Consider the following 26,675-nt stretch of genomic DNA (forward strand, 5'->3'; position numbering starts at 1 on the left):
AACACCATATGTATTAGTATGTAATATTGTTTTTATAATTTTTCTTACAATGTTTGTTACTGCAATTCCAATCAAGCACATTATAAATATATATCCTGGAAAACATTTAAGAACGTAGGTGATCGTCATGTTTTTTATATTTGATTCTATACGGTCTGTGAAAAAACGGTTGTTACCAAGTTTGATTATAGTAATTTCTTTAATTATTGCATTTTCTTCAGCTATAGAATTTATTAGTAATCTGTCGGGATATCGAAAAATGATGACAGTAGCAAATAATTTATCGACTCATAAAAATTTCTATGAAATTTATGCGACGCAAGATATAACATTGTTTAGTGAAGAAAAGGCGAGAGATGACTATCAACATTTCATGCAAGAGTTATCTAATACGATACCCATTACAAATACAACAAATTATTTGTTCCGTGAATATTCATTTGGCTTAAAAAAAGAAAATAGAACGATAAAGACGCTGCTTGTTGATAAAGATATTAATAAATACTTTCATATACTAATTCCACAAGGAAGATATTTTGAGGAATCGGAATTTCATAAATCAGTATTTGATATTAGACCTGTTATATTAGGGGCTAATTATAAAGAAAAGGTATCTATTGGTGATGTTATACCATCTGGAAAAATGAAGCTAAAAGTAATTGGGTTTTTAGAAAAAAATTCACCATTCACATATCCTCGGAGCGGTGAAATATCAGATAATCGTATTACATTATTAGATGACATGGCTATTTTACCAATTGGAACAGAAGAAATAGAGTTCTATAGTGTAGAACTTTTATACAATGGGTTAATTATAGAAACAAATGAAAAGATAAATATAAATGAATTTCAAAAGAAAGTATTAAAGGTAACAGAAGGTAAGGGGTATTCGTATTATGTTACAAATCCGAATAAATTGTTAGAAAACGAAAAGCAAGGTATTGATAATATGTCATACCCATTATTATTAAGCGGTACAGTCTTATTTTTTTCATTTTTATCTATCGTATTAACATCAATGGCAGCACTTTATATGGAGCGTAAAAATATTTCTATTAAATCAGCGTTAGGTGCAAGCACTTTTCAAATATGTCTTCCATTTATTATTGAGTATATGTTGTTATTCATTTTATCGATATGTATAGGAATTACGTATTTTCAATGGGAGAATAGCGGAGCGATTGAAATTCAAAAAGAGCTAGAAAATAGTACCGTATCTTTTTTTGGAACGTTACAAGTCTCTGAAGAATCATTGATTTTTATAAGTATGTTATCAATTGTAATGATCTTCATTATATATACAATCATTTATTTCAATGTATTAAAAATAAAAAATACATATATGAAAGAGGTGTTATAGATGATTCAGCTCGCAAATGTGGCTAAGGGCTTTGGAAAGAATAATTTTAGTGCATTAAATGATATTAATCTTACAATAGAAAAAGGCGAAATGATAGCTATTATGGGGCCTTCTGGTTCGGGGAAATCTACTCTCCTTAACATTATTGGCTTAATCGATAGCCCCTCTGCTGGAAAGTATTTTTTAGATGGAATGGATACGAGTACATTAAAGTCAAACTATCATAAGTATAGAAATACGGAAGTTGGATTTGTGTTTCAGAACTTTTCGCTACTCGATGATTATACAGTTGTTGAAAATGTAATGCTTCCACTTATATATAGAAGAATTTCTTATAAGAAACGTATACAAATATCAAAAGAAATGCTGGAAATGGTAGGGCTGGAGAGACATATTAATAAATATCCTTACGAGTTATCAGGAGGAGAACAGCAAAGAACAGCGATAGCAAGGGCTTTAGCGCAAGATACAAAAATTATACTTGCTGATGAACCGACTGGTGCTCTTGATCAAGAAAACGGAGAAAAAATTATGAGCATTTTAAAAGAGATTCATAAACAAGGAAAAACGGTACTAGTTGTTACACATGATCAAAAGGTAGCTGCATATTGTCAGAGGACGATACGGTTACTTGATGGTTGTATGGTATAATATGGATAAGTTATATGAAGAGGTGATACATATGGAAAATGTGTATAAAGGACTTAGACATACTGGATTTACTATGATGTTTATTTTTGGTGGTGTATTTCTACTACGTTGGTTCATTCATGATGAAGTGCTACTGGATCAGCTCATTGGTTGTAGTGTAGGGATGGTAATGGTTATTTCTTCAGTTTTCATTCAAAAGTACAGTAAAGAATTACAGGTAGAGGAGAAATATTAAAATGTTATAAGCTCCTTCATATTTTGGAGGGGGCGTTATAGTTTGAATGATTGTTGTAAAAGAAAAGTAGAGCATCGAATTTCGATGCTCTACTTTTTTAATGTGGTAAGAATATCAATTGATAAGCAAACAAAATTCCAAATACATACACAAGTGGGTGAACAGCACGGAATTTACCTTTTGCCACTTTCATAAGTGGGTATGAAATAAATCCAAGAGCGATACCTGTTGCGATACTTGATGTAAGTGGCATGCTTAAGATTACTAAGAATGCTGGGAATGCTTCATCAAATGCATCCCAATCAATGTGACGAACTGAGCCCATCATAAGACTACCAACGATAATTAATGATGGGGCAGTAATAGCTGATACACCAGAAACGGCACTTACTAATGGTCCGAAGAATGCTGCTAATGCGAATAGAACAGCTACTGTAACAGTTGTTAAACCAGTACGACCACCAGCTGCAACACCAGCAGATGATTCAATGTAAGCTGTTGATGGTGTTGTTCCGAACATAGAACCGATTGTTGCTGAGAATGAGTCAGATAGAAGAGCTCGTCCAGCTTTTGGAAGCTTTCCATCTTTCATAAAGCCACCTTGTTGAGCAACGCCAAGTAATGTACCTGTTGTATCGAATAATGTAACAAGGAAGAATGAAAATACAACGCCGTACAATCCATAGTTAATTACATCAGATACAGCAGTAATTGGATTGGAAACGATAATTCCTTCTGGTAATCCAGGCATTGATGTAACACCGTTTGAGAATGATAATTGTCCTGTGAAGTAAGCGATAATACCAGTTAATAGCATGCCGATAAATAGAGCACCATTTACATTTAAAGACATAAGGACAATTGTAATTCCAAGTCCAGCTAATGCTAGTAGTACTGGAGCAGAGTGAAGATCACCAAGCCCAACTAAGTTTGCTTCATTTTTTGTAACGATACCTGTTAAGCGTAAACCGATAAAGGCAATGAAAAGACCGATACCAGCAGTAATTGCATGCTTTAAGTTTTCAGGAATTGCTTCCATTAATTTTGTACGGAAAGATGTGAATGATAACAAAATTAAAATCATACCTGCTACGAATACAGCAGAGAATGCAATTGCGAAAGTCATGCCTTCATGAGCTTTTACAACAGAATAAGAGAAGTAAGCATTTAATCCCATACCTGGTGCAATTGCGATTGGTAAGTTTGTAAAGATCGCCATAAATAATGTTCCAACAACAGCAGCGATAATTGTTGCTGTAAATGCTTGTTCAAATGGAACTCCTGCATCCCCAAGGATGACAGGGTTTACGACAATGATATATGCCATTGTTAAGAAGGTAATAATACCTGCCATAATTTCAGTTTTAATAGAAGTTTTATGTTTTGAAAGGTTAAACATATAAACATCCTTTCTGTTTACGAATAATTTTCACAACAGTTATATATAATATTCGTTTTTTAACTATTTTGCAATAGTTTTGCATAAAAAGTTTATAACAATTCATATTTTGTGTCTTAAATTCGAATATTAATCGTAAGCCGATGTGTGAATTTCAGTTTTTATTGTGTGCATTATAAGGAAAAGGAGTTGAAAGAAGCTATGCCACAGCAAAAAAACTTTATAACAATGCCTGCGCAACATCAAAATAAACAGCCTGGTATTGAATCATTAATGAATCCACTTCCGCAGTTTGAAGATCCAAATTATAAAGGAAGTGAAAAGTTAAAAGGAAAGAATGTATTGATTACAGGAGGGGATAGCGGGATTGGACGAGCTGTTTCCATCGCTTTTGCGAAAGAAGGAGCGAATATCGCGATTGCTTATTTAGATGAAGATGGAGATGCAAATGAGACGAAGCAACATGTAGAACAAGAAGGGGTAAAGTGTGTATTGCTGCCGGGTGATTTAAGTAATGAACAACATTGTAAAGATATTGTAGAAGAGACCGTGCGGCAGCTAGGTAGTTTACATGTTTTGGTAAATAATGTTGCGCAGCAATATCCGCAGCAAGGATTAGAGTATATTACAGCAGAACAGCTAGAAAAGACTTTTCGTATTAATATTTTTTCTTATTTTCATGTTACGAAAGCCGCACTTTCTCATTTAAAGCAAGGGGATGTCATTATAAATACAGCGTCTATCGTTGCATACGAAGGAAATGAAACTTTAATTGATTATTCCGCAACGAAAGGGGCAATCGTAGCTTTTACAAGATCACTTTCTCAATCGTTAGTGCAAAAAGGTATTCGTGTAAATGGTGTTGCGCCAGGACCAATTTGGACACCACTTATTCCATCAAGCTTTGATGAGAAAAAAGTCTCTCAGTTTGGAAGCAATGTCCCGATGCAAAGGCCTGGTCAACCATATGAATTAGCACCAGCATACGTATACTTAGCGTCTGGAGATGCATCCTATGTTACCGGGCAAATGATACATGTAAATGGGGGCGTTATTGTAAATGGATAGTTTTCATTTATAAGAGCAAAGTAAAGTTAATTCCACTTATTATAGTGAGCGCTAGGGGGGATATAGATGAAAAAGTTATGTTTCGTCATACTATTATTTTTCATCCTACCGGTTAGTGCTTTTGCTGATACAGATCATTTAATATTAGTGAATCTTACGACAAACCAGTTGTCTTTTTTTGAAAATGGAAATTATACAAAAACGTTCCCCGTAACAACTGGAAGAGATCGTACACCTACGCCTGAAGGGAATTTTTGTATTATAACTAAATATAAAAATAAAGAATACCATCGAAAAAAAATAGCTGGGGGTGCACCAAATAATCCTCTTGGTACGAGATGGCTTGGGCTAGATAAGAATGAATATGCGATTCATGGGACAAATCGGGAATGGACGATTGGAAGTAGGGAATCAAATGGTTGTATTCGCATGCATGACAGGGATATACAGTGGTTATATGATCGAGTCCAATTACAAACAAAAGTAATTATTTCTCGTTTTCATACGAGCCCCGAATATGAAGCGAATAAGCTTGGTTACCGCGTTGTGAGTTGGAGTGGTCGTAAAGTAAAAGAAGAGCAAATTGGTATGCTTACGTTAGTAGACCGCGCCGATATATATTGGCAAGAACCAAATGGGCAGCTAACGAAAGTGAAAACGGTATTGCCAAACGAAAGATATGCAGTGTACTCAAAACGAAAAGATGGAATATATTATATAGGAAACAATTTGTATATTGTGGATGAAACAGGAGAAAAAATTCGTTATGAACAAATTCCTTCTTCGGTTTTAAGTAATATATATAAACGGAAATATAATGTTCCGTAATGGCTACCGTATTATAGACGGTAGCTTATTTCTACTTTGAGTTTAACTGCAACTATTGTATTTTGCTGAATATAATACAGTACAGATAGGGGGGCGGTTACATTATGAAAAGTGAATTTGCTTTTAAAGTTTTCTTAGTAACGACCTGTTTATTTATCGTGTATTTGTATGCGTTTCTCGTCTTTTCGTTTTATGTTCCATATGTTGATTTAATATTGTTCTTCGGATTTATTTGGGCGTTTGTTAAGGCGAGGGAAGGGGAGAAAAGTATATATCGGCGTATTACCTTATGCGGGACGGCCGTTCTCGTTATTTTGTACTTTTTTATTATGCATGATTTTTGGAGGGGAATGTAAAAAAGCATACGAGTAATCGTATGCTTTTTATGTTTAATACCTTGGTTTAAAAGTATGACAACAAGTCTCTACACTCGTTGCTACAGAACTTTCTAGCGTCTCGTTTGTTAAAACCGCGCTTGTATATGAATCATTTGTATTCGAACCAGTTTCTTGTGCATCTGGTTGAACAACGATTGCACTTGCTTGACAAAAGTTACCTTGTCCCCAAAATGAGCAATTGGAAACAGAGCATTTCACTTCTGGCATAAAACCCCCTCCTTATACATTAGTTTGGGATTTTACGCCCATTTCATGTGTAGAAGGAGTTTCCTTTTCTCGTTATTTTTTCGTTTGCTCAAGCCATTCTTTTAATTTGTCTTTCGGTTGTTCACCGCTAATGCGGCTTACTTCTTTGCCATCTTTAAAGTGAATGATTGTTGGCGTTCCTTTAATTTTATATTCATCCCAAGGAGCATCTAGTTTTTCAATATCCATAACTTTCATATCAACGTTCAAGTCTTTAGCCATTGGTACTACGACAGGAGATAGCTTTTGGCAATGAACACAAGATGTTTGATAAAAGTATACTGTTTCTTCTTTTTTCTCTTTTAAATTCTTTTGAAGATCTGAAAGAGAGATTTTGTTTGTATAGTAGTCAGGACCATTTGTTTTACTATCAGTAGCATTATCAATTTTTTGGCTAGTAGCATTTTTTTCTTCCATTTGTGTGACAGCGAAAATTGCTGCAAACAAGGCGATAATAATACCACCAAATATAAGCATTTTTTTCATTGTTTCATCTCCTTATTTGTTTTTTATTACAATGAAACTACAAACAGCGATTGTAATAAAGCCGATAAGTGCTAAAAACGGGATTGTAATAAAACCAAACCAGTTTATGAATTCTCCGGTGCAAGGTACACGGCCGCAAGCTGCTCCGGCAGCTGAAAATGCTGCGACTTTTTGAATTGCATAGTGATATAAAGAAATACAAGCACCAATACTTGCAATTGGTAAAGAATAACTGGCGATGCGATAATCTTTCTTTGCTACAGCGATGCCAAGCCATAAAACGAATGGGTACATAACAATACGTTGATACCAACAAAGTACACAAGGCTCAAATTTCATGATTTCGGAAAAATACAGACTTCCTAGTGTAGCGACAAAAGAAGCTCCCCATGCGGTAAGTAAAGCATATTCTTGCTTTTTTTCTCGTCCCATATTTTATACCTCTCTTATAATAGTTACATACTAAATTATAGTATGAAGTGCTACAGAAAAGAAAGAAAAAATATGTTTATCAATAAAAGTTTTATAAGAGGAAACTTTTATTGATATAAACATTTTAAAAAAGCGCTATTCTCATAAAGAGAATAGCGCTATATTTTACATTTGAATTTGCTCTACTTCTTCTATATGTGACTTTTGGGATGCGTGGTCAATATATTGAAATAGGAGCTGCAATTGTTTATCAACTTCTGGCAGTTCTTTACTGTATTGATAAGCGTGTAAAAAATGTTCAATACGCTTAGAAAATAGTTGATCGTTCGTTTGAACCATAAGAACGAGTAATTTATCCCAATTACAGCAATACGTGTAATAGAGAGCTTTATCATAGTCGTTATATGTTTGCACTGTGTACCCTCCTTACTGAGGAGTTATATATAGTGTGTGAAAAGCAAGGAGAAATACACTTGAAAGAATTTGTTAAGAAAAAAAGTGAATGAAAAGAAAAAACGAGGTATTTCCTCGTTTTTAAGCTTTTGGCATTGGCGTAGGTGTTGGCTTGCCATAGCCCTCTTTATATTTATTGTCGATATAGTTGCGAATTTCCAGCGTTGATTTTCCTTTTTGTTTCATGGAAGCAGATTCAACTGCGATTTCTAGGCAATTGACACACGTCGTTGCGTGGGAATCCCAAACAACTTCACCATTCTTTTTAATTTCACGAATAAAGCAGTTTTTATTATTTTTATGTCCTACACTTTCACCGCAACCGCAGTAACATGGAATCCAATCTAATAGCTCTGCATTTTGTCCAGCGACAGTGTAGATATCTTTCATTTGTGGATCAAGCTTGTCTAAGAAGGTAGGAAGTGTGTCGACTCCTTTTGTTTTTTCTTGAATGTCAGCTTGCTGAGTGTGCGATGCGTGGTCGTGCTCTTCTTTTGATTCAGATGATTTTTTTTCATTTGTGCTAGTAGCTCCGCAACCAGCAAGAATTAAACTCAGTACTGCAAGTAAAGAAAATACATATTTCTTCATACGCTTGTCCCCTTTACAAATGTATTAATCAAATTGTATCAGAGATTATGGTGTATCGGTTGAAGATTTTTTCGACTGATTTTTGAAACGCCATCGTAGTGAATGAAATAGAAATAGAATTGGGATATAGGCGTATACAATATATAAACCAGCTTGAGATAGGACTGTATTTAATGTATTGATATTTTCGCGGTTTGTGAAAAATAAGGATGAAATAAATATGGCTGCGATAAAAAGTGGCAATGTAATTTTAAATGGTATGTGAAAAGATTTTTTACTAATGCAACAAGAAGACCAGATTGTTAAACAAAGATTAGGTAAAATAATGAGATACCATAGGAAAATAATGATGTACTCAAACCTTTGGATGAAAGGAACCTTTATGATTTTTAGCATCGTTAATGTTGGCCAAATGGTATGATGTAGTTGCCCTGGACTATAGTACATAAGGGAAACGATGGCTAGTATTACGTATAGAATTGTCGTAAAAGCAATACCACCATGTGCCCATTTATTTAACGATTTTCCTTTTTTAATAAACGGATAAAAAACAAGGATTGCTTCAAATCCAAGAAATTCTAATGCAGATGCTTTCGTTGCAGTTAGAATTTCTAAAGGTGAATGATTTAGAATTGGAAAAATGTTACGGACATGCGCATATTTCATTGGAAAAACTAAGAATAACAGGACGAAAATCGGTATGATAACGCCCCAAAAACAAATTCCAGTTACAGAACGAAAGCCGCCCCTAATTATGTAATAAGCTACAAACAAAAATAGTAAAGTTAATTTCCACGGTTTAATTGTAGGAAAGACCCAAACTTGAATAACTTCAATATACGTACGAAGAACAGTAAGGCAAAATAATAAAAGGTATGCAGCAAAGCATATGGAAAAAAATTTTCCAATCCATTTTCCGAAACATGTCGTATGAATATTCATTAAATCATTATCTTTTTCTAACATTTTAAGCATACAAAATAAAACGATATGAGTCGCAATACCAGCAATAATAAGAGAAATCCAAGCATCATAACCGGCAAATTGCGCAATAATCCTTTGGTACCCTAACACGCCTACTCCAATTTGAAGGGAGTGTAATAGAAGGAATGTGAAATAAGGGGAAACAGTATGTGTTTTATCTTGTCCAGCCATGATAGCACCTCACTATTCTCCGATACCAGATTGTACGACATTAATTTTTACATGAACAGCAACGTTTACGTTAGGATACATATCTTGAATTTGTTTCATGCTCCATTTTCTTGAATGACTACGAATTTCTTCACGTATTCCTATTGGATCGATTTTATTTTCTTGGAATTGTTTTATTAATTCGTTTAAATCCTTTTCAAGCATTTTTTCTATATGCCTTTTTACGTAAGTTACATTTTTACTCTTTGATAAATCCAGCCATCTGGGAGCATTTTTTATGAGTCCATTTAACTTTAAGTGTATGTTAACTTTCGGAATATCACCGTTTGGCGAAAGAGAGCACTCACTATTTCCAGATAAGTTTTGAGTAGCAATTACTCCTTTATGTTTACCTTGACGTATCGGAACTTCGTAACGCCCATTTTTCGTTGGATTAATGAGTAATTTAAATAAAAAAGACCTTTTCCTGTCTGTATACATAGCCACTTTATCCTTTTTTAAAAAAGCGAGTCCTTTAATAGAAGCAGATTTGTCTTCTGATACTTGAATGTAAGGAAGAAATGGATCACATCCAGATGAATAGAAGTTATATAAAAAAATATTTAAAGCTGTCCGCGGGATTGTCTCGTTTTTTATATTTTGCTCCAGTAAATCAGATAAATAAAGTGATCCATTTGTTTTGACATGTTTCAGTAATTCTTCTGCTGAACTATCTACAAGCGCTAGTTGTACATCTCGGCCAATGTTAGGATCACGTTGTAAGTTGTTAATAACATCTCCAAGTCCATGTTCACCAAATGCTTTTCCAAATAGGACAACACGCATTTGACCTACAGCGATCGTATGTGGAGATTTGGCGTTTAGAAGCGAAGAGATTGTTTCAATTGTACCTGCATGAGTGGATTGAGTTTCTGGTTTAGATTGTACGCCTTTTGTGTAATCCGGATATAAAATTGTCCCGCGAAATTTTTTATCTTTTGTTATATCGAATCCACCTACGTGAATCATTCGCTGTGTATCAACTATATGTGCTTCTGTACAACCAGATTGAAAAATTAAAATGATAATGAAAAAGCATAAAAAAATATTTTTCATTTTTCCTCACCGTCACGTTTTTCTTTCGCTTTGTTCGGGTCATAGCGCCATTTCTTTTTGGGCCTTAAAAAAGAAGCGCGTTCTGCAGTTTGACTAAATGGAAGACGAAGGAGTCCTTCAGCTGTACCTAAACCGCGAAATGGGTATAAAGGTAATAAATAAGGTGATCCAAGTGATTTTAAGCGAATTAAATGAGCGAGTATAAATACGAATCCGACGATAAGGCCTACGCCGCCAAATGCTCCAGCTAAAATGATGAGAGGGAATCGTAATATCCGGATAGTGGAAGACATTTTTACTGTTGGTGTTGTGAACGATGCAAGCGCAGATAAGGCAACCGCAATTAATAAAATAGTGCTCGTTAAAGCAGCCTCGACAGATGCTTGCCCAATTACAATTCCACCAACAATACCAATCGTTTGGCCGACTTTAGTCGGTAAACGAGCCCCAGCTTCGCGCAGTAATTCAATTGTAATTTCTAAAAAGAGTGCTTCTAACATAGGTGGAAACGGTACGTTAGCTCTAGAATAAATAATAGGACCAAGTAAATCAGCTGGAATCATTTGATAGTGATACGTTAATACAGCTGTATAAATAGCTGATGAAAATAAAGAGAATGCTGCTCCGAAAAAGCGAACTAATCTAAGAAATGAGCCAGCTATCCATGGTAAATAATAATCTTCTGGAGAGACGAAGAAATCGAGTAATGTCGCTGGTCCAGCTAATGCATATGGTGAACCGTCTGTTAAAATGACAACTCCTCCATTCAGTAATGCATAAACGGAGCGATCTAAACGCTCTGTAGGTAGTAAAACAGGGAAGGGAGAGTTGCTATTATCACTAATAAGCTGTTCAACTAGAGTTGCATCAAAAGGGTAATCAAAATCAATATCTTGTAGACGCTGCATTGCGGTGTTAATATGTTGTTCATTTGTAATTCCTTCGATATAAGCAACTACGATTTTGGTTTTTGACATAGAACCAATGCTAACTTCCTTGAAAATTAATTGCTCGGTTACAATATTTCGGCGTAATAAATGTATATTTATATCAACATTTTCAACAAAACCAACTTTAGGGCCAATAACACTATATTCATTTTCCGTGTCATTTACTAAACGAGTTCCTAAAACGGTACTCTCGGCGCGTAGAAGTGCATACGCTGCTTGCCCTGAACCTTTTTTTAGCTGTAATAATACGTATCCGCCTAATAATTTCTCACGAATATCATCAATGGACGGATTGATGAGGATGTCTTCAATAGATACGACATTTAAGATGTCATCAATATGTTGAATCTCGTCCAATTTATTTTTTATAGGTGCTAAAATGAATCGCTTAATAATAAGTGATTCTACTGTCGATTTATAATAAAACAAACATAATGTCCCATCTTCTATAATGTTATAAGAAGAAAAGTCGCTTGATTTTTTCATAGTATGGATAAAATCTGGAATAGAACAGAAGGTTTGTTTTTTCTTTTTAGATGATAAACGAAACATTTTCCCACCCCCTAACATATATCATTTACTTGTGTTAGTTTTTGGGAAAGGCGGGAATTTATACTTGAAAATTGAAAGTTCATAAAGAAAAGGAAGAGTATTGAAAATCTCTTCCTTTTTGGCGTATTAATTTGTGTTCTTTTCCTTAATAGACTTTACTAATTTAATCATTTCAGCTCGTATATCTTCTTTTTTTACATTTAATTTTTCTGCAATTTGTTTAATGTCCATTCCGTCTTTTTTCATTTTTAGTACATCATCAAGAGGAGTATTACTTTTTTGAGAGATGATTGTTAATACTGTGAGCTGACGTAATCCGATATTATATTCTTTCATTTTTTGTTTTAGGCCGTCGGGTGTAGATTTTTGCATATTTGCTAATTCTTGCAGTAGTGCTTTTTTCGTTTCTTTATTCATATGATGCTTGTTCAACTTACTTGGATCTACACCGAAATGTTCGGCTGTTTTCTCCCAAGATTTATTTTGTTTATAGTAAGCTAAAACGTCTTTTATTTCTTTTTTACTCATTCTTGCAATGTGAGCAGCTTTCCAAATTTCATATTTGTTATAGCCTAGTTTTTCGAGCGACTGCATTTCTTCTTCCGAAATTAGTTTATGATGATGGAATGTTACTTCTTTTGGTGTGGCAGCGGAAGTAGGGAAGGTAGAGATCCCACATAATAATGCTACCATAGTCATACTTAAAGCAATTTTTTTGTACATATAAACTCCTCCTAGATGGATAATGTGGAAAACTGTACACATATCATTTCCATAAAATGTGAAATACTTGTGAACAAATCAAGTTTTTTTATTCACAAGTATGAAATGACGTTTTTGGAAGTTTTCCAACATAAAACATTGATTAATAGTAAAAAACTAGGGTATAATCGAAATTGAAAATCAATATCAATAATAAACGTATACATATAGATAAAAATAAGGGAGAGAAAAATATGACTACATATACTTCCATCGCGAATGTGATTAAAGAAAGACGTTCTGTTCGTACATTTACAGATAAAGCAGTAGACAAAGAGTTATTAATTGAATTATTAAATGACGCAACGTGGGCACCGAATCATAAACACCGTGAACCATGGAATTGTAAATTATACATTGGAGAAGGTCGTCAGAAGTTAGTAGATGCAGTATTAAACTCTTTCACAGAAGAAGAAAGAGCGAAACGCGGTAAAATTTTATCTGATCGTTTCTTAAGCACACCTGCACAAATCGTTGTATATATAAATGAAGATCCTCGTCAAATACAACGTGACGAAGATTACGCTGCAACATGCGCATTTATGCAAAACTTCCAACTTCTTGCTTGGGAACGCGGCTTAGGTTGTGTTTGGAAATCAGGCGGATTAAACTACAATCCATTATTTATAGAAGGTCTTGGTTTAACAAGAGGTCAACGCATCGTTGGAATTCTTCACCTTGGCTATTTCGATAAAGCGCCAGAAGGAAAAGCTCGTACACCGATTACGGAGAAGATGGAGATTATTGAAGGTTAATAGATGAGACATTCTCGTTTTTTATGAGGGTGTCTTTTTATTATGCAATCAATCCTCATGAAAGCTTGTTCTCAATCATACACTTTCTTAAGGGAAAGTGTAAGGAGGGAAAATAATGAGAGCAAGTGACGATAAAGCACTGCAATATGCGATTGCGGAAATTACGGAAATTGCGACTGGATTTGGGCTTGATTTTTATCCGATGCGTTATGAAATATGTCCAGCGGAAATTATTTATACATTTGGTGCATATGGGATGCCGACGCGTTTTTCACATTGGAGTTTTGGAAAACAGTTTTTCAGAATGAAATTACAATATGATTTAGGTCTTAGTAAAATATACGAACTCGTTATTAACTCTGATCCATGTTATGCCTTTTTATTAGATACGAACTCGTTAATTCAAAATAAATTAATCGTAGCACACGTGTTAGCGCACTGTGATTTCTTTAAAAATAACATTCGTTTTTCAAATACGAAGCGAGATATGGTAGAAAGTATGTCAGCAACAGCTGAACGGGTGAAAGCATATGAGCATAAGTACGGAAAAGAAGAGGTAGAAACATTTTTAGATGCCGTACTTGCCATTCAAGAGCATATTGACCCGTCGCTCATGCGTCCGAAACTTGCATGGAGTATTGATGACTTAGAAGAGGAAGAAGTAGAAAAGAAAAAGTCATCGCAATACGATGATCTATGGAATTTAGATGATCGAAATAAAAAGCAGGAACGTTCCAATGTACGTAAAAAGAAGAAAATTCCGCCGCAACCAGAGAAAGATCTACTCCTCTTTATTGAAGAATATAGCCGTGAGCTAGAAGATTGGCAGCGAGACATATTAACGATGATGCGTGAGGAAATGCTATATTTCTGGCCGCAGCTTGAAACGAAAATTATGAACGAAGGCTGGGCTTCGTATTGCTAAGGTGCTCAATGTGAAAAAAATCAAACATTTTTCTGCAAAAAGAAGGGATTTTGTGGTAGTATGTCAAAGTATACAACAATAATTATTGTTGTATACTTTGACATACTACTGAAAGTTTAGTAAGGATGATACTTATGGGGAACAGATATGTAGTGAATCTCAATAGGGATTTAGATGGAAATATTAAAGAACATTTGCGAAATAAAGAATGTGAAATCTTTTTTTACGATGATTTAATACCTAATCAAATAGTCATAGAGACTATTCAAGACATGGAGTGTTTATCTTCATTTGATTTTGTAAAAAGTGTAAGGGAAACTAGAACGGGGCATTTACTTCAAAGCAACCATTCTGTTACTACATTAAAAATGTACCCTTCCCTGGAGGAAGATGCTGAGCTATTACATAAAGAAAATTATTATGGATTTGGGACGAAAATTGCTGTATTAGATGCAGGGATTAATAAAGAATATTTTTCCCATATACATAATGAAAAAGATTTTACGGGACATGGTTCAACGCCTATTACATATCATGGTAATGTTGTGGTTTCTATCATTAAAAAGTTTGCACCTGGTGCAGGGATCTATTCGGGTAAAATTTGTAACAGTGTAGATGATTTAAAAGAGGAAAATTTGCTTTCTGCACTTCAATGGGCAGCAAGAGAAGAGAAAGTAAATGTGATTAATCTTTCCGCTGGATTCAACAGTGGATGTAAGGGAAATTGTATGTTAGCAAATTATATAAATGCAATTGTGCAAAAGCTAAAAATTATTATTGTAGTGGCTGTTGGAAATAGAGAAAAAGCCACAACATTTTGTCCAGCATGTGCACAAGAAGCGATCTCTGTTGGAAGTTTATCGAAAGATGGAAATAGTGTCGCAGATTTTAGCACACCTGGTAGTATTCATTTAAGTAAACCAAATGTAGTTGCCCAGGGACATGGCGGTATATTCTTCCCTGATGGTCCTATACCATTTGAAGGGACATCTTTTGCCGCACCTGTAGTATCAGGGATTATAACTGCCTTAGTATTAAATAATCCTAGCTCGGCTACACTAATAAGTAATTTTTATATGGCAACTGAATATCTTGATAATACCCCTGGAAAAAAACAGGGACTTGGAAAGGTATCTCTTCCTAAATTAATGGAGGTGTTAGAAAATGCTCAAAAAATTCATCCTACAGGTACAGAAAATTGACGATTTGTTTGAATTAAAACAACTAGGAAATATTATTTTTGTAGATGATTTAATAAATGTTGTTGTTTTGGAAACAGAAGAAGGAAATTTATCGCTAATTGAAAATGATCCGAATGTTACGCAAGTTCAAGAATCGCGAAGAGGGATGCTTTTGGAAATAGCTTAAAAGGCACTATTGTATTTACAATAGTGCCTTTTTATTTTCATTAAATTTAAATGTTCTTACTATATAAAAGTGTATAATAAATATATACAAATTTCTAAAGTTGGTGATGAAGGTGAGTAAAAGTAATTTTTCTTTTTTTCGAGAAAAGTGGGATGTGTTAGCTAATCTTGGTGAAACTGCTGAGAAGAATATGTATTATGATCCTCATACAACATTGATGAAACTTCGTTTGTTCGGGGAAACATTGGCTAAAGTTATTTTAGCCATGGAGAATATTAAAGAAGCATATAATACGAGTCAGGTTGATCGTATACAAACGTTACGTCGAGAAGGCTTATTAGAAAAAGAGCTTTACGATATGTTTGACGCACTTCGTAAAAAAGGAAACAGCGCAGCGCATGAAGCTGGATATGGAACGGTTAAAGAAGCGCAAGCGTTGTTGCTTATGGCATTCCGTCTAGGTATTTGGTTTATGGAAGTGTATGGTGATTGGGACTTTGAGGCAACAGAGTATGTTGAACCTGTAAAGGAAGAAAAAGTAGATGCTTCAGCATTGCAAAAGGAATATGATGAGAAAGTAAAACAGTTAGAAGCAGAATTAGAAAAGGTTCGCAAAGAATCACAGTATGATACATCAGAGGACAGGCAAAAACGTAGTCGTATTTCAAAAAAATATGTGAATCGTTTACGTTTATCGGAAGAAGAGACGAGAATAATTATTGATGAAAAGTTACGTCAAGCTGGTTGGGAAGCTGATAGTGTTAATCTTACTTTCCAAAATGGCACACGCCCAGAAAAGGGACGAAATATGGCGATCGCTGAGTGGACTGTTAAAGGTGGTCGAGCAGATTACGCTTTATTTATTGGTAAACAACTTGTTGGTTTTATTGAGGCTAAAGCAAAACATAAAAAAATTTCTTCTGTATTAGATAGCCAGACGAAGTGGTATGCCCGTAATGTTTACCAGCATGAAGATGAAATCTTGATGCCAACAATGGGTGAGTATAAAGCTCCATTTTTATACGCAACAAATGGACGTCCGTACTTAAAACAATTAAAAGATGAATCTGGTATTTGGTTCTGGGATTCTCGTAAACCATTAGAGCATTCACGTCCATTAGAAGGATGGCACTCTCCTATGGATTTACAGATGCTGTTAGAACAAGATGATCAGGATGCTGATAAGAAACTAGAAGAAGAAAGTATTGAAAAATTTAGTTTACGTCCTTACCAACAAAATGCCGTGCTGTCTGTAGAAAGTGGTTTAAAGGAAAGCAAGCGGAGAATGCTAGTTGCGATGGCAACGGGGACGGGAAAAACTCGTACAGCGATTGCATTAATGTATCGCCTTATAAAAACGAAAAAGTGTCGTCGAATTCTATTTTTGGTTGACCGTAAATCATTGGGGACACAAACAGAAGACTCTTTGAAAGATACAAAATTTGAGGGGCTTGCATTTACGGATATATATGATGTGAAAACATTAGAACATATATCACCTGAGATAGAAACGAAAGTACATATTGCAACGGTACAAGGTATGGTACAGCGTCTGTTTTATAGTGACAATGCAAACTTACCAACAGTTGGACAATATGATTTTATTATTGTTGATGAAGCGCACCGCGGCTATACAAGTGATCGCGAGATGTCAGAAGAGGAAATGGAGTTCCGTGATCAAAATGATTATATTAGTCAATATCGTCGTGTGATCGATTATTTTGACGCAGCATGCTTAGGATTGACGGCAACACCAGCCCTTCATACGACAGATATTTTTGGTATGCCGATTTATAAGTATTCGTATAGTGAAGCAGTATTAGATGGATACTTAGTGGACCATGAGCCACCGTATGTGTTTAAAACCGAGCTAATGGAAGCAGGGATTAAGTTCGAGAAGGGTGACGAAGTACAAGTGTACGATGTTGACCAACAAGAACTAAAGTTAGAAGAGATGGAAGATACGGTTCAATTTGAAGTGGAACAGTTCAACCGAAAGGTAATCAGCGAGCCTTTCAATCGTGCTGTTTTAAACAAGTTAACGGATTATGTTGATCCAACTAGTAAAGAGAAAACGTTAATTTTTGCAGTAAATGATGCACATGCTGATACGATTGTACGTCTATTAAAAGAGGCTTACAAAGAGCGTGGTGATGAAGTGGAAGATGATGCTATTATGAAAATCACAGGCTATATTCATAAACCACTTGAAGCGATTAAACGTTTTAAAAACGAACGTTTACCGAATGTTGTTGTTACAGTAGACTTGTTAACGACGGGGATTGATGTACCAGCTATTACAAACTTAGTGTTTTTACGCCGTGTACAATCTCGTATTCTGTATGATCAAATGTTAGGACGAGCAACTCGTTTATGTACGGATATCGGAAAAACACATTTTAATATTTATGATGCAGTTGGTATTTATGATAATTTAAAATCATACACAGACATGAAACCTGTTGTGAAACAACAAAATTATTCAATTGATGATTTGTATCAGTCATTAACAAACGCTAATGATGAAAAAGAAGCGGATTTTTATCGTGATCAACTTATCGCAAAAATACAACGCAAGAAACAACGTCTTCCAGAAGAAGCGAAGCAGAAATTTACAGAGCTGACGAATGGGAAGAGCATTGATGATTGGGCGCATGAATTACAATCTGTAACACCAGGAGCAGCAAGAGAACAAGAGCTTTTATTTGAATATATTTCACAATATCGTACCCAAGGTGAAAAAATATATATTTCTAACCATAATGATCGTGTTACGAAAGTAGAGCGTGGATATGGAGAAGGGAATAATCGCCCTGAAGATTATCTTGAAGGGTTTGAGCGTTTCATAAAAGAAAACATTAACTTAATCCCCGCATTGCAAATTGTGTGTACACGTCCCAAAGAACTAACACGTCAAGATTTGCGGGAGTTAATTACGATCCTTGAAACGAAAGGGTTCAAGCAATCTCATTTACAAACAGCGTGGAAACAGACGAAAAATGAAGATATTGCAGCGGACATTATTACATTTATTCGTCAAGCAGCTCTTGGAGATGCACTAGTGGATCATGAGGCACGCATTAAACGTGCGATGCAGAAGGTATACTGCTTATATGATTGGACACCACGCCAACAAAAATGGTTAGAGCGAATTGAAAAACAGTTACTACAAGTACCAGTGCTAGCACCAACTCCAGAAGATGCATTTTCAGAAGAGCCATTTCGTAGTCGAGGTGGTTACAATATGCTAAAACGCGAATTTGGAGAAGAGATTGACAAGATTGTGTATACTATAAATGATTACTTATATATTAGCTAACAATGTGCCTCTATAATGAGGCACACTTTTCATGTAAAGGAAGGGAAAGCAAATGAACAACCAAGAAATTGTACAAAAACTATGGAATCTTTGTAACGTACTTCGTGATGATGGTATTACATATCAACAATACCTAACAGAGTTAACATATATTTTATTTTTGAAGATGATGAATGAGAAGGGGAATGTATCTTTTGAAGACAGAGTAAATATAGAGCATGTCATTCCAGAAGAGTATCGCTGGGAGAGCTTAGTATCCCGCGAAGGAATAGAATTAAAAGAACATTATCAACGCCTTCTTTTAGAACTTGGAAGTTCAGACAATAGCGTCTTACGACAAATTTATGCTGATGCAAGTACAAGCATTTCTGAGCCGAAGAACTTAGAAAAAATTATTAAATCCATTGATAATTTAGATTGGTACAATGCAGAAAAAGAGGGACTAGGTGATTTATATGAGGGCTTGCTAGAAAAAAACGCAAGTGAAACAAAGTCAGGAGCAGGTCAATATTTTACACCTCGTGTATTAATTGATGTAATGGTTAAGCTTGTTGACCCTAAAATTGGAGACAAATGCATTGACCCAGCAGCAGGTACATTTGGTTTTATGATTGCAGCCGACCAATATTTGAAAAATCAAACTGATGATTACTTTGATATTGATCCAGAACAAGCTAAGTTTCAAAAAACAGAAGCATTTACAGGAATGGAGCTTGTAAAAGACACCCATCGTTTAGCGTTAATGAATGCGCTACTTCATGGCATCGAAGGGCGTTTAGAGCAAGGAGATACATTATCTAGTAACGGAAAATGGATAAAGAACTTTGATGTTATTTTAACAAATCCTCCGTTTGGTACTAAAAAAGGTGGGGAACGTGCAACTCGTGATGATTTAACATTTGAAACATCCAATAAGCAGTTGAATTTCTTACAGCTTATTTATAATGCATTAAAAGATGATGGAAATGCGCGCGCAGCAGTTGTTTTACCAGATAACGTACTATTTGAAAGTGGGATTGGTGCACAAATCCGTCGAGATTTAATGGACAAGTGTAATCTGCACACAATTTTACGTTTACCAACAGGGATTTTCTACGCACAGGGTGTAAAAACAAATGTGCTATTCTTTACAAGAGAAAAAACAGATCGAGATAGTACAAAAGAAGTATGGGTATACGATCTTCGTACAAATATGCCGTCATTCGGAAAACGTACTCCATTAACAGAAAAACATTTTGATGATTTTATAAAAGCATATCATGCTGAAAATCGTTCAAACGTGGAAGATGAAAGATGGAACGTATTTACACGAGAAGAGATTGCGAAAAAAGATGATAGCTTAGATATTGGCTTAATTGCTGATGAATCATTGTCTGTATATGAGAATTTACCAGATCCAATTGAATCAGCGGAAGAAGCGATTAGTAAGTTAAAACAAGCTATTACATTATTAAATGAAGTTGTAGATGAATTGAAAGCGGTGGAAGAAACTGAGGTGGTTAAGTAGTGAGTAAGAGGAAAAAGACCATCGAGGAATTATTGGGAGAGACGTTGTTATCAGAGGAAGGACAGTTATACACAGTACCTGAAAATTGGATTTGGACTAATTTAGGTAGTTGTTTAGAAAATATTCAATATGGTTATACCGAGACAGCTTCATCTGAAGAAATCGGACCAAAATTTTTGCGTATTACTGATATCCAGAATGATAAAGTAGATTGGAATAGTGTACCGTATTGTAAAATAAACGAAAAGGATTTAGAAAAATACCTATTAAAAGATGATGATATTGTTGTAGCACGCACAGGTGCTACAACGGGAAAAAGTTATTTAATTAATGAGCCAGTTATTGCCGTATTTGCTTCTTATTTAATTAGATTGAGAAAAAGTAAAGCTATATATCCAAAATACCTATGGAATTATATGAAAAGTCCAATGTACTGGAAACAAATAATGGTTGTTAAAAAAGGAAGTGCACAGCCAGGAGCCAATGCTCAGATACTGGGCAACCTTTCTTTACCATTACCACCTTTAAATGAACAAAAACGTATTGCTGAGAAAATAGAGTGCTTGTTAGAAAAGATTGAAGAAGCAAAAGCCTTGATTGAAGAAGCAAAGGAAACGTTTGAGAATCGCCGAGTAGCTATTTTAGATAAGGCGTTTCGTGGCGAGTTGAGTCAAAAGTGGAGAAGGAAAAATGATAATACTCATTCAGTCTGGGATTATGTTTTAAACAAGCATAATGAACGAATTGAATTGTATAAAAAAAATAAGAACATAAACAAAAAAATAAAAAAACCTGATTACTTAATTTATGATATAGAAAAGGTTATACAAATAAAACCAGATCTTCCTAATAATTGGATTCAAGCGCCAGCAGGGTTTTTATGTGATACCATAGTTCCTGGGCGGGATAAGCCTAAATCGTTTACTGGTTCGATACCATGGGTTACAATTCCAGATTTGAGTGGCAATTATGTATATGAATCGAGAGAAGGAATAGGCTTATCGCTTGAGGAAATAGAAGAAGTAAAGGCTAAAAAAATTCCTGTGGATAGTGTAATTATGAGTTGTGTGGGTAGGTTTGGCGTTTCAGCGATTGTAGGTAATGAAATGGTTATCAATCAACAATTACATGCATTTTTACCAAGTGAAATGGTATTGCCAGAGTATTTAATGTATCATATTAGATTTCTTACGAATCATATGAAGTCTATTGCCACTTCTACCACAGTCGCTTATTTAAATAAACAAAATGCAAATAGTATTCCTATTAATTTACCTCCTATTGAAGAACAACATGTGATTGTAAAAATTTTAAATACACTACTTGGGAACATGAATGAAGTACAGGAGAACCTTAAATCTATAGATATGGAAATTGGAATTTTAAAACAATCGGTTCTCTCAAAAGCTTTACGAGGTGAACTTGGCACAAACGATCCAACCGAAGAAAGTGCTATTGAACTACTCAAAGAAGTATTACAAGAAAACATTAAATAAATTAGCAGAAGGACATCTAACTCAAGATGTTCTTTTTGTTATACCTATAACTTTACCTGAATACAGTAATAGTAACTTACAAAAGTAACTTTATTCTCATAACATTACAAAGATAAGGAAGATGTACAATGACACGTTGGTATAACGTGAATGAAGCATTGGAGGTATTGAAAAGTTACGATATTACGAGTTCGAAGCAGATGATTACAAGATGGTTACGGGAGGGGAAGATTGTGGGTGAGGCGGGTATGAATCGTAAGGAAGGCTGGCGTATTCATGAGAAAGATTTAGAGGATTTTATTGAAAGAATGAAGCCAGGTTTAAGAAAACTATTTTTTCGTAATGAAGAATTGCAGAATGAACTACACGATTTGAGGGAGAAAGTTAGTATGTTGGAACAGAAAGAACAGATTTTTCCTATAGCCAGCCATGTACATATTCCTGAGGATTGGAAGGTGCAGCTTCAATTGTCTCAAAAGCAAAGTGAATTACTTTTGGGGCAAGTCGAATCTTTGGTAAAAGAGAATCGAAAGTTACAAGAGAAGAATGAAATTTTACAGAAAGAAAAGTATTTATTAATTGAAGAGAAGATGCGATGGATTGATGAAAATAAAGAATTATCTTTACAAAAGCAAAAAGATAAGAAAATAGATGGTGATAAAGAGAATGTTAATAACAATATGCCACAGAAAAATCATATGGAAAATACGAAAGTGGAAAAAGTAACCTTTGATGTATTTCAAGAGGTATTGGCTAAATATTTAAAAGACGAAATAACCAAACAAGAGGAACAAATATTATATGAATATTTGTTAAAGCAAATGTTTGAAGAAGATGGTACATTGAAAGAATCACTTAAGGGAACGGAATCGAAGTATTACTGTCATAGCGGGAATAAACCTTATGATACATGGAAGCCTTTTGTGAATGCCCAAGTGAAACATCTTGTGAATAACAAGGAGATTATCTTAAAAGAAATAGAAGAACCAAGAGAGGAAGAAAGGGAAGAGCAGGTTGAAGAAAAATAGTTATTTCTTCAACCTGCTTTTTTTTACAATAATATTTGCTGGATTAAAAAATTTTTTTGATGGTAGCAGTTCGTTGTATAGAGACAATGCATAGTACGGGATTTTTTTATTTGTTCATATAAATTACCTTTTTGAAACCCAAATACACATTTTGAAGAAACACCAAACAATAAATGATCTTCGCCAAGCATTTTAATAAAAGAAGGCTTAGTATTCTGACTTAAAAATATAGGCTTGGGGTTGTCCATTCCAAAAGGTTCTAATGTATATAAATCATGAAAGAGCTGTTCAGAAAATTTGTCTATTGGCAATTTCGATAAGTAATAGGTGGGTGGGACTAGGCATGTTTGTGTTTTTGCAGCTTTTTGAATTGCTGAACGGAATAAAAGAAGGTGCTGTTCTTTCATAGGTATTGATAATCCAGCAGCAGCTCGATGCCCTCCGTATTTTTTCAAGTAATCTCCGCAATCTTGAATCACTTTTACAATGGAGAAGTCTGTTTTATTAACGCTTCGTGCAGACCCTGTCCCTGTGTTAGAGATAACGATGGAAGGCTTTTTATATTTTTCGGAAATACGAGATGAAATCAATCCGATTATGCCAGGGTGGAAATCTCCCCAAACAACAATTACGTTGTCCTTATGTAACTGATCCTGGAAAATGGTTTCTTCTGCGATTAGGAACTGTTCTTTTGTCATTTGTTTACGTTGATTGTTGATACATAATAGTTCAGTCCATCTTGCTCGATCTGTTTCATTGTTTCTAAGCATTTCACCTGTAATATTTGGATCTGCAATCCGTCCTGTTGCATTAAAAAGTGGACCGATTTGGAATCCAATCGTACTACTATCGACTGTTTTTATTTTTAAAAGTTTGAATAGTGTTTTGAGAGCAGGGCTTGGATTACTATTCATTTGTTTTAATCCGTATGAACAGATAATACGGTTTTCGTCTTTTAATGGCATCAAGTCGGCAATAGTCCCGATTGTTGCTAGTTCAATTAATTCACTACAATATTTTAAAAAGGGTTGTTTGATTGTTTCAAATAGAGCTTGTACAACTTTGAGTGCCACGCCAGCTCCAGCAAGAAATGGAAAAGGGTATGTGTCATCATTTCTTTTTGGATTAATGAATGCATAGCAATCAGGATAACCTTGTAAAATGTCATGGTGATCTGTAACAATGACATCTACTCCTTTTTGTTTAGCAACTTGCATAGCTTCGTGGGCGGATGAACCATTATCGACTGTAATAATAAGAGAAATGTTTGAAGGTAATTCATTCATCACTTTTGCGGATAGTCCATAACCTTCTGAACGGATTGGGAGTCGTACTGTTACATTAGCATTCAACTTCTTTAAGCCCTTATATAATAAAGTTGAAGACGTAATACCATCCGCATCATAATCACCAAAGATCATGATGTTTTCTTTGTTACGAATTGCTGTGAGAATTCGATATACCGCCTTTTTCATATCTTGTAAAAGAAACGGAGAATGACAATGTTCCCAATTTGGAACAAGAAATCGTTCAATTGTTTCAAATTGCTCATAACCATGAAGATGTAAGTGATACAAAAATATTGGATGGATGTTTAAATGTTTTGCCATTGTTAATAGAGCTTCCTTATTAGGAGGAGTATGCGGCATTTGAATATGTGGAATCCATTTGCCGCTCGTTGATGATAAATGATGTGTATTCATGATGAAGCCTCCATATCTATATAATAGGTTGTAACACAATTTCTAGTTCTTCTTCGCTATGTAGAATCACTTTTTCAATAATTGTTTGTATGAGTGGTTTTATTTCTTCAACAGGAACGATCGATAATGCATCATAGATGTTTTTTAATTTACTTTTCATCCATTCTTCTATTTGAAGTAAATTGATGTTTTCGTTTAATTCAGCAGTAGGTTGTAATGCAAGTTCTAAAGTTTCTAGTCTTCTTTTTTCTTCTTGTAAGTCCTCTAACTCGATTAACCCTGCAGTAAAAGCTTCAACTTTTCGTTTATATCTCTTTTTTGCGGTTGCCAGTTTCATCTGATTTGTTACGTCTGCTTGTCTTTTCTGTAAAGATAATGAAGGATGTAATGAAAAGCTAAATGATTCACATAGATTGGATAGTCCTTTTTTGAAAAGTTCCTCTAACTGATGTGCTTTATATTGCTTACTTGTACAAGTTCCTTTATTTTTGTTAGCCGAACATCTGTATACTCTGTATCGATTTTTCGTTGAACCTGACCAACCGATACTCATTCCAGATCCGCATTTGCCGCACTTTAATAACCCTCCAAGAAGATGTGGACTTGTTTGGGCGCGTGGAGCAAGGGAAGAAGTTTGCATCCGTTTTTGAGCTTCATTCCATAATTCATCTGTGACAATGGCTGGAGCAGCATTCTCTTGGATAACCCACTCATCTTTTTTTTTGAATTGCTCTTTTTTCTTTGAACGATCTTTTCGGTTCCATACGACAGTCCCTTTATAGACGGGATTAGATAGTAGTAATTTGATGGAACGAATAGACCATTGCTTATTTTGCCGAGAAGGAATACCAAGTGAATTTAGTCTTTTAGCAATTGCATAGAAACCGTGACCTTCTTGTGTGTACCATATGAATATATCTCGGACAATTTTTGCTTCATTTTCATAAATAACGAGTTCTTTATTTTCTAATCGATAACCAAAAGGGTGTTGTGTAAGCCATTTTCCTTTAGAAGCAGCATGATACATATTTTCAAAGACGCGTTCGCGAATGCGTTCTCTTTCAAATTCTGCAACAGCACCTAATACTTGAAGGGTTAACCGTCCTGAAGGCGTATTTGTATCAAATGATTCACTAATAGAAACGAATGAAACATCGTGTTCTTGAAATAAGTCAATTAATGTGAGCAAGTCTAATAATTTCCTACTCATTCGATCTAGTTTTGTTACAATAATTTTTTTAATGTCACCAGCTTTTACATCTTCAATGAGCCTTGTTAAATGCGGTCGATCGATGCTTTTGGCGGAAAATCCATCCTCAACATAAACTACGACGTCTTCCCCCCAGCCCATTGCGCGGCAATAGGCTTCTAAGCGTTCTTGTTGTTCCTCTAATGAAACGCCTTCTTTCACTTGGTCATCTGTAGAAACGCGGCAGTATAGCGCAATAAATTGAGAAGACTGTTCGTTCATAAAAAACACCTCCTTGTCCATATGTATATGAAAGAAAAAGTTCAACATGATAGAACAAGTTATAGGGTTGTCCTCGTTTCCTTCCCGCATAGGTATAGTTCTATAGGGGGGATTTGCAAATGACAGATGGAAACGTCACAATCTCGATTCGAGTCAAAAATGAACAGACGCATATTCACAATTCATTAGAACTCCTGAGTGAATCGGATTTATGTAAGTTGTCCGAGAAGTTTTTTCAATTTGAAAAGCAATTGAAAAGTTTAGCAGCCGTTCACCTCCTCAAATGTAATGAAAGTAAATGTAATATAGAGCAAGTTCAAATTGAAATGAAACAGCAAAAGGAGAGTGCATCCTTCATTGGATAGACTCTCCTTTTTTTTTGTTTGTATTCATATTTATGAACATTTTATTTTTATTTATGAATAAGTTTCCGATAGGTGTC

At 34.9% G+C, this 26,675-nt stretch carries 26 protein-coding genes and 2 pseudogenes; 16 read left to right on the forward strand and 12 right to left on the reverse strand.

Features of this window, described 5'->3' with window-relative positions; all coding sequences use genetic code 11:
* The 4 genes and pseudogenes from KI369_RS03370 to KI369_RS03385 all read left to right on the forward strand — a co-directional run.
* Positions 1 to 118 (forward strand): annotated as a pseudogene (locus KI369_RS03370) (ABC transporter permease); the annotation flags it as partial.
* Between the two features lie 9 nt (positions 119 to 127).
* Positions 128 to 1,360 (forward strand): ABC transporter permease, encoded by a 1,233-nt coding sequence (locus tag KI369_RS03375; protein ID WP_212955043.1) that lies wholly within the window; start codon positions 128 to 130, stop codon positions 1,358 to 1,360.
* Entirely contained in the window at positions 1,361 to 2,011 is a 651-nt protein-coding gene (locus KI369_RS03380) for an ABC transporter ATP-binding protein (RefSeq protein ID WP_212955044.1), read from the forward strand.
* A gap of 31 nt (positions 2,012 to 2,042) precedes the next feature.
* Entirely contained in the window at positions 2,043 to 2,246 is a 204-nt protein-coding gene (locus KI369_RS03385) for a hypothetical protein (protein WP_438800495.1), read from the forward strand.
* 97 nt (positions 2,247 to 2,343) lie between these two features.
* On the opposite strand, the gene KI369_RS03390 is transcribed toward KI369_RS03385, so the two are convergent.
* On the reverse strand, positions 2,344 to 3,645 hold the full coding sequence (locus KI369_RS03390) for an NCS2 family permease (protein ID WP_144612977.1): 1,302 nt from the start codon (positions 3,643 to 3,645) through the stop codon (positions 2,344 to 2,346).
* 201 nt (positions 3,646 to 3,846) lie between these two features.
* Here KI369_RS03390 and KI369_RS03395 point away from each other — a divergent pair, with 201 nt between their 5' ends.
* From KI369_RS03395 to KI369_RS03405, 3 genes are all read left to right on the forward strand, one after another.
* The gene (locus tag KI369_RS03395) at positions 3,847 to 4,713 is read left to right on the forward strand and encodes an SDR family oxidoreductase (protein WP_212955045.1); all 867 of its coding nucleotides are present in this window, start codon (positions 3,847 to 3,849) and stop codon (positions 4,711 to 4,713) included.
* Positions 4,714 to 4,779: 66 nt separating this feature from the next.
* Positions 4,780 to 5,541, forward strand: a complete 762-nt coding sequence (locus KI369_RS03400; RefSeq protein WP_212955046.1) for a L,D-transpeptidase — start codon at positions 4,780 to 4,782, stop codon at positions 5,539 to 5,541.
* A 104-nt stretch (positions 5,542 to 5,645) separates the two neighbouring features.
* Positions 5,646 to 5,897, forward strand: coding sequence for a hypothetical protein (locus KI369_RS03405; protein ID WP_000834195.1), 252 nt, complete (start codon positions 5,646 to 5,648; stop codon positions 5,895 to 5,897).
* A gap of 33 nt (positions 5,898 to 5,930) precedes the next feature.
* Here KI369_RS03405 and KI369_RS03410 read toward each other — a convergent pair whose 3' ends face one another.
* The 9 genes from KI369_RS03410 to KI369_RS03450 all read right to left on the reverse strand — a co-directional run bounded on the left by KI369_RS03410 (position 5,931) and on the right by KI369_RS03450 (position 12,622).
* The gene (locus KI369_RS03410; RefSeq protein ID WP_212955047.1) at positions 5,931 to 6,146 is read right to left on the reverse strand and encodes a DUF1540 domain-containing protein; all 216 of its coding nucleotides are present in this window, start codon (positions 6,144 to 6,146) and stop codon (positions 5,931 to 5,933) included.
* A 72-nt stretch (positions 6,147 to 6,218) separates the two neighbouring features.
* The gene (locus tag KI369_RS03415) at positions 6,219 to 6,671 is read right to left on the reverse strand and encodes a thioredoxin family protein (RefSeq protein ID WP_088608414.1); all 453 of its coding nucleotides are present in this window, start codon (positions 6,669 to 6,671) and stop codon (positions 6,219 to 6,221) included.
* 12 nt (positions 6,672 to 6,683) lie between these two features.
* On the reverse strand, positions 6,684 to 7,103 hold the full coding sequence (locus KI369_RS03420) for a disulfide formation protein C (protein WP_000532273.1): 420 nt from the start codon (positions 7,101 to 7,103) through the stop codon (positions 6,684 to 6,686).
* A gap of 165 nt (positions 7,104 to 7,268) precedes the next feature.
* Positions 7,269 to 7,517 (reverse strand): YhdB family protein, encoded by a 249-nt coding sequence (locus tag KI369_RS03425; RefSeq protein WP_001195458.1) that lies wholly within the window; start codon positions 7,515 to 7,517, stop codon positions 7,269 to 7,271.
* Positions 7,518 to 7,637: 120 nt separating this feature from the next.
* Positions 7,638 to 8,147, reverse strand: coding sequence for a PCYCGC domain-containing protein (locus KI369_RS03430; protein ID WP_000761019.1), 510 nt, complete (start codon positions 8,145 to 8,147; stop codon positions 7,638 to 7,640).
* Between the two features lie 45 nt (positions 8,148 to 8,192).
* Positions 8,193 to 9,302: a GerAB/ArcD/ProY family transporter gene (locus KI369_RS03435; RefSeq protein ID WP_212955048.1), complete on the reverse strand. Its 1,110-nt coding sequence runs from the start codon at positions 9,300 to 9,302 to the stop codon at positions 8,193 to 8,195.
* A 12-nt stretch (positions 9,303 to 9,314) separates the two neighbouring features.
* Complete coding sequence (gene gerYC / locus KI369_RS03440; RefSeq protein ID WP_212955049.1) at positions 9,315 to 10,397, reverse strand: spore germination protein GerYC; 1,083 nt, start codon at positions 10,395 to 10,397, stop codon at positions 9,315 to 9,317.
* Positions 10,394 to 11,899 (reverse strand): spore germination protein, encoded by a 1,506-nt coding sequence (gene gerYA / locus KI369_RS03445; RefSeq protein ID WP_212955050.1) that lies wholly within the window; start codon positions 11,897 to 11,899, stop codon positions 10,394 to 10,396. The genes gerYC and gerYA overlap by 4 nt, the downstream gene beginning before the upstream one ends.
* Before the next feature lie 126 nt (positions 11,900 to 12,025).
* Entirely contained in the window at positions 12,026 to 12,622 is a 597-nt protein-coding gene (locus tag KI369_RS03450; protein WP_212955051.1) for a hypothetical protein, read from the reverse strand.
* Positions 12,623 to 12,855: 233 nt separating this feature from the next.
* Between KI369_RS03450 and KI369_RS03455 the strand changes: the two genes are divergently transcribed.
* From KI369_RS03455 to KI369_RS03490, 8 genes and pseudogenes are all read left to right on the forward strand, one after another.
* A complete protein-coding gene (locus KI369_RS03455; RefSeq protein WP_000214810.1) occupies positions 12,856 to 13,416 on the forward strand; it encodes a nitroreductase family protein in 561 nt (186 codons plus the stop codon).
* Positions 13,417 to 13,531: 115 nt separating this feature from the next.
* Positions 13,532 to 14,335 (forward strand): annotated as a pseudogene (spoVR, locus tag KI369_RS03460) (stage V sporulation protein SpoVR); the annotation flags it as partial.
* Between the two features lie 140 nt (positions 14,336 to 14,475).
* Positions 14,476 to 15,543: a S8 family peptidase gene (locus tag KI369_RS03465; protein WP_205171434.1), complete on the forward strand. Its 1,068-nt coding sequence runs from the start codon at positions 14,476 to 14,478 to the stop codon at positions 15,541 to 15,543.
* The gene (locus KI369_RS03470) at positions 15,506 to 15,709 is read left to right on the forward strand and encodes a hypothetical protein (protein WP_154981847.1); all 204 of its coding nucleotides are present in this window, start codon (positions 15,506 to 15,508) and stop codon (positions 15,707 to 15,709) included. The genes KI369_RS03465 and KI369_RS03470 overlap by 38 nt, the downstream gene beginning before the upstream one ends.
* 106 nt (positions 15,710 to 15,815) lie before the next feature.
* Positions 15,816 to 19,028 carry a type I restriction-modification system endonuclease gene (gene hsdR / locus KI369_RS03475; RefSeq protein ID WP_205171482.1) on the forward strand — a complete coding sequence of 1,071 codons (3,213 nt, stop codon included), beginning with the start codon at positions 15,816 to 15,818 and terminating at the stop codon, positions 19,026 to 19,028.
* A 52-nt stretch (positions 19,029 to 19,080) separates the two neighbouring features.
* A complete protein-coding gene (locus tag KI369_RS03480; protein WP_154981849.1) occupies positions 19,081 to 20,535 on the forward strand; it encodes a class I SAM-dependent DNA methyltransferase in 1,455 nt (484 codons plus the stop codon).
* Positions 20,535 to 22,031, forward strand: coding sequence for a restriction endonuclease subunit S (locus KI369_RS03485; RefSeq protein WP_154981850.1), 1,497 nt, complete (start codon positions 20,535 to 20,537; stop codon positions 22,029 to 22,031). The genes KI369_RS03480 and KI369_RS03485 overlap by 1 nt, the downstream gene beginning before the upstream one ends.
* 128 nt (positions 22,032 to 22,159) lie before the next feature.
* On the forward strand, positions 22,160 to 23,059 hold the full coding sequence (locus KI369_RS03490) for a helix-turn-helix domain-containing protein (protein WP_154981851.1): 900 nt from the start codon (positions 22,160 to 22,162) through the stop codon (positions 23,057 to 23,059).
* A 23-nt stretch (positions 23,060 to 23,082) separates the two neighbouring features.
* Here KI369_RS03490 and recJ read toward each other — a convergent pair whose 3' ends face one another.
* Together recJ and KI369_RS03500 are read right to left on the reverse strand one after the other, a co-directional pair.
* Positions 23,083 to 24,762: a single-stranded-DNA-specific exonuclease RecJ gene (gene recJ / locus KI369_RS03495; protein ID WP_154981852.1), complete on the reverse strand. Its 1,680-nt coding sequence runs from the start codon at positions 24,760 to 24,762 to the stop codon at positions 23,083 to 23,085.
* A gap of 16 nt (positions 24,763 to 24,778) precedes the next feature.
* Entirely contained in the window at positions 24,779 to 26,233 is a 1,455-nt protein-coding gene (locus KI369_RS03500; RefSeq protein ID WP_154981853.1) for a recombinase family protein, read from the reverse strand.
* 119 nt (positions 26,234 to 26,352) lie between these two features.
* Between KI369_RS03500 and KI369_RS03505 the strand changes: the two genes are divergently transcribed.
* Complete coding sequence (locus KI369_RS03505) at positions 26,353 to 26,598, forward strand: hypothetical protein (RefSeq protein ID WP_154981854.1); 246 nt, start codon at positions 26,353 to 26,355, stop codon at positions 26,596 to 26,598.
* Positions 26,599 to 26,675: the final 77 nt, after the last annotated feature.

Origin of the sequence: Bacillus sanguinis, from assembly GCF_018332475.1 — a bacterium.
Classification (GTDB): domain Bacteria; phylum Bacillota; class Bacilli; order Bacillales; family Bacillaceae_G; genus Bacillus_A; species Bacillus_A sanguinis.

Bases quoted from the DNA above. Each gene is read 5' to 3' on its own strand.
- KI369_RS03375 (WP_212955043.1), top strand. From the start codon at position 128: ATGTTTTTTATATTTGATTCTATACGGTCTGTGAAAAAACGGTTGTTA.
- KI369_RS03380 (WP_212955044.1), top strand. From the start codon at position 1,361: ATGATTCAGCTCGCAAATGTGGCTAAGGGCTTTGGAAAGAATAATTTT.
- KI369_RS03385 (WP_438800495.1), top strand. From the start codon at position 2,043: ATGGAAAATGTGTATAAAGGACTTAGACATACTGGATTTACTATGATG.
- KI369_RS03390 (WP_144612977.1), bottom strand. From the start codon at position 3,645: ATGTTTAACCTTTCAAAACATAAAACTTCTATTAAAACTGAAATTATG.
- KI369_RS03395 (WP_212955045.1), top strand. From the start codon at position 3,847: ATGCCACAGCAAAAAAACTTTATAACAATGCCTGCGCAACATCAAAAT.
- KI369_RS03400 (WP_212955046.1), top strand. From the start codon at position 4,780: ATGAAAAAGTTATGTTTCGTCATACTATTATTTTTCATCCTACCGGTT.
- KI369_RS03405 (WP_000834195.1), top strand. From the start codon at position 5,646: ATGAAAAGTGAATTTGCTTTTAAAGTTTTCTTAGTAACGACCTGTTTA.
- KI369_RS03410 (WP_212955047.1), bottom strand. From the start codon at position 6,146: ATGCCAGAAGTGAAATGCTCTGTTTCCAATTGCTCATTTTGGGGACAA.
- KI369_RS03415 (WP_088608414.1), bottom strand. From the start codon at position 6,671: ATGAAAAAAATGCTTATATTTGGTGGTATTATTATCGCCTTGTTTGCA.
- KI369_RS03420 (WP_000532273.1), bottom strand. From the start codon at position 7,103: ATGGGACGAGAAAAAAAGCAAGAATATGCTTTACTTACCGCATGGGGA.
- KI369_RS03430 (WP_000761019.1), bottom strand. From the start codon at position 8,147: ATGAAGAAATATGTATTTTCTTTACTTGCAGTACTGAGTTTAATTCTT.
- KI369_RS03435 (WP_212955048.1), bottom strand. From the start codon at position 9,302: ATGGCTGGACAAGATAAAACACATACTGTTTCCCCTTATTTCACATTC.
- gerYC (WP_212955049.1), bottom strand. From the start codon at position 10,397: ATGAAAAATATTTTTTTATGCTTTTTCATTATCATTTTAATTTTTCAA.
- gerYA (WP_212955050.1), bottom strand. From the start codon at position 11,899: ATGTTTCGTTTATCATCTAAAAAGAAAAAACAAACCTTCTGTTCTATT.
- KI369_RS03450 (WP_212955051.1), bottom strand. From the start codon at position 12,622: ATGTACAAAAAAATTGCTTTAAGTATGACTATGGTAGCATTATTATGT.
- KI369_RS03455 (WP_000214810.1), top strand. From the start codon at position 12,856: ATGACTACATATACTTCCATCGCGAATGTGATTAAAGAAAGACGTTCT.
- KI369_RS03465 (WP_205171434.1), top strand. From the start codon at position 14,476: ATGGGGAACAGATATGTAGTGAATCTCAATAGGGATTTAGATGGAAAT.
- KI369_RS03470 (WP_154981847.1), top strand. From the start codon at position 15,506: ATGCTCAAAAAATTCATCCTACAGGTACAGAAAATTGACGATTTGTTT.
- hsdR (WP_205171482.1), top strand. From the start codon at position 15,816: ATGAAGGTGAGTAAAAGTAATTTTTCTTTTTTTCGAGAAAAGTGGGAT.
- KI369_RS03480 (WP_154981849.1), top strand. From the start codon at position 19,081: ATGAACAACCAAGAAATTGTACAAAAACTATGGAATCTTTGTAACGTA.
- KI369_RS03490 (WP_154981851.1), top strand. From the start codon at position 22,160: ATGACACGTTGGTATAACGTGAATGAAGCATTGGAGGTATTGAAAAGT.
- recJ (WP_154981852.1), bottom strand. From the start codon at position 24,762: ATGAATACACATCATTTATCATCAACGAGCGGCAAATGGATTCCACAT.
- KI369_RS03500 (WP_154981853.1), bottom strand. From the start codon at position 26,233: ATGAACGAACAGTCTTCTCAATTTATTGCGCTATACTGCCGCGTTTCT.
- KI369_RS03505 (WP_154981854.1), top strand. From the start codon at position 26,353: ATGACAGATGGAAACGTCACAATCTCGATTCGAGTCAAAAATGAACAG.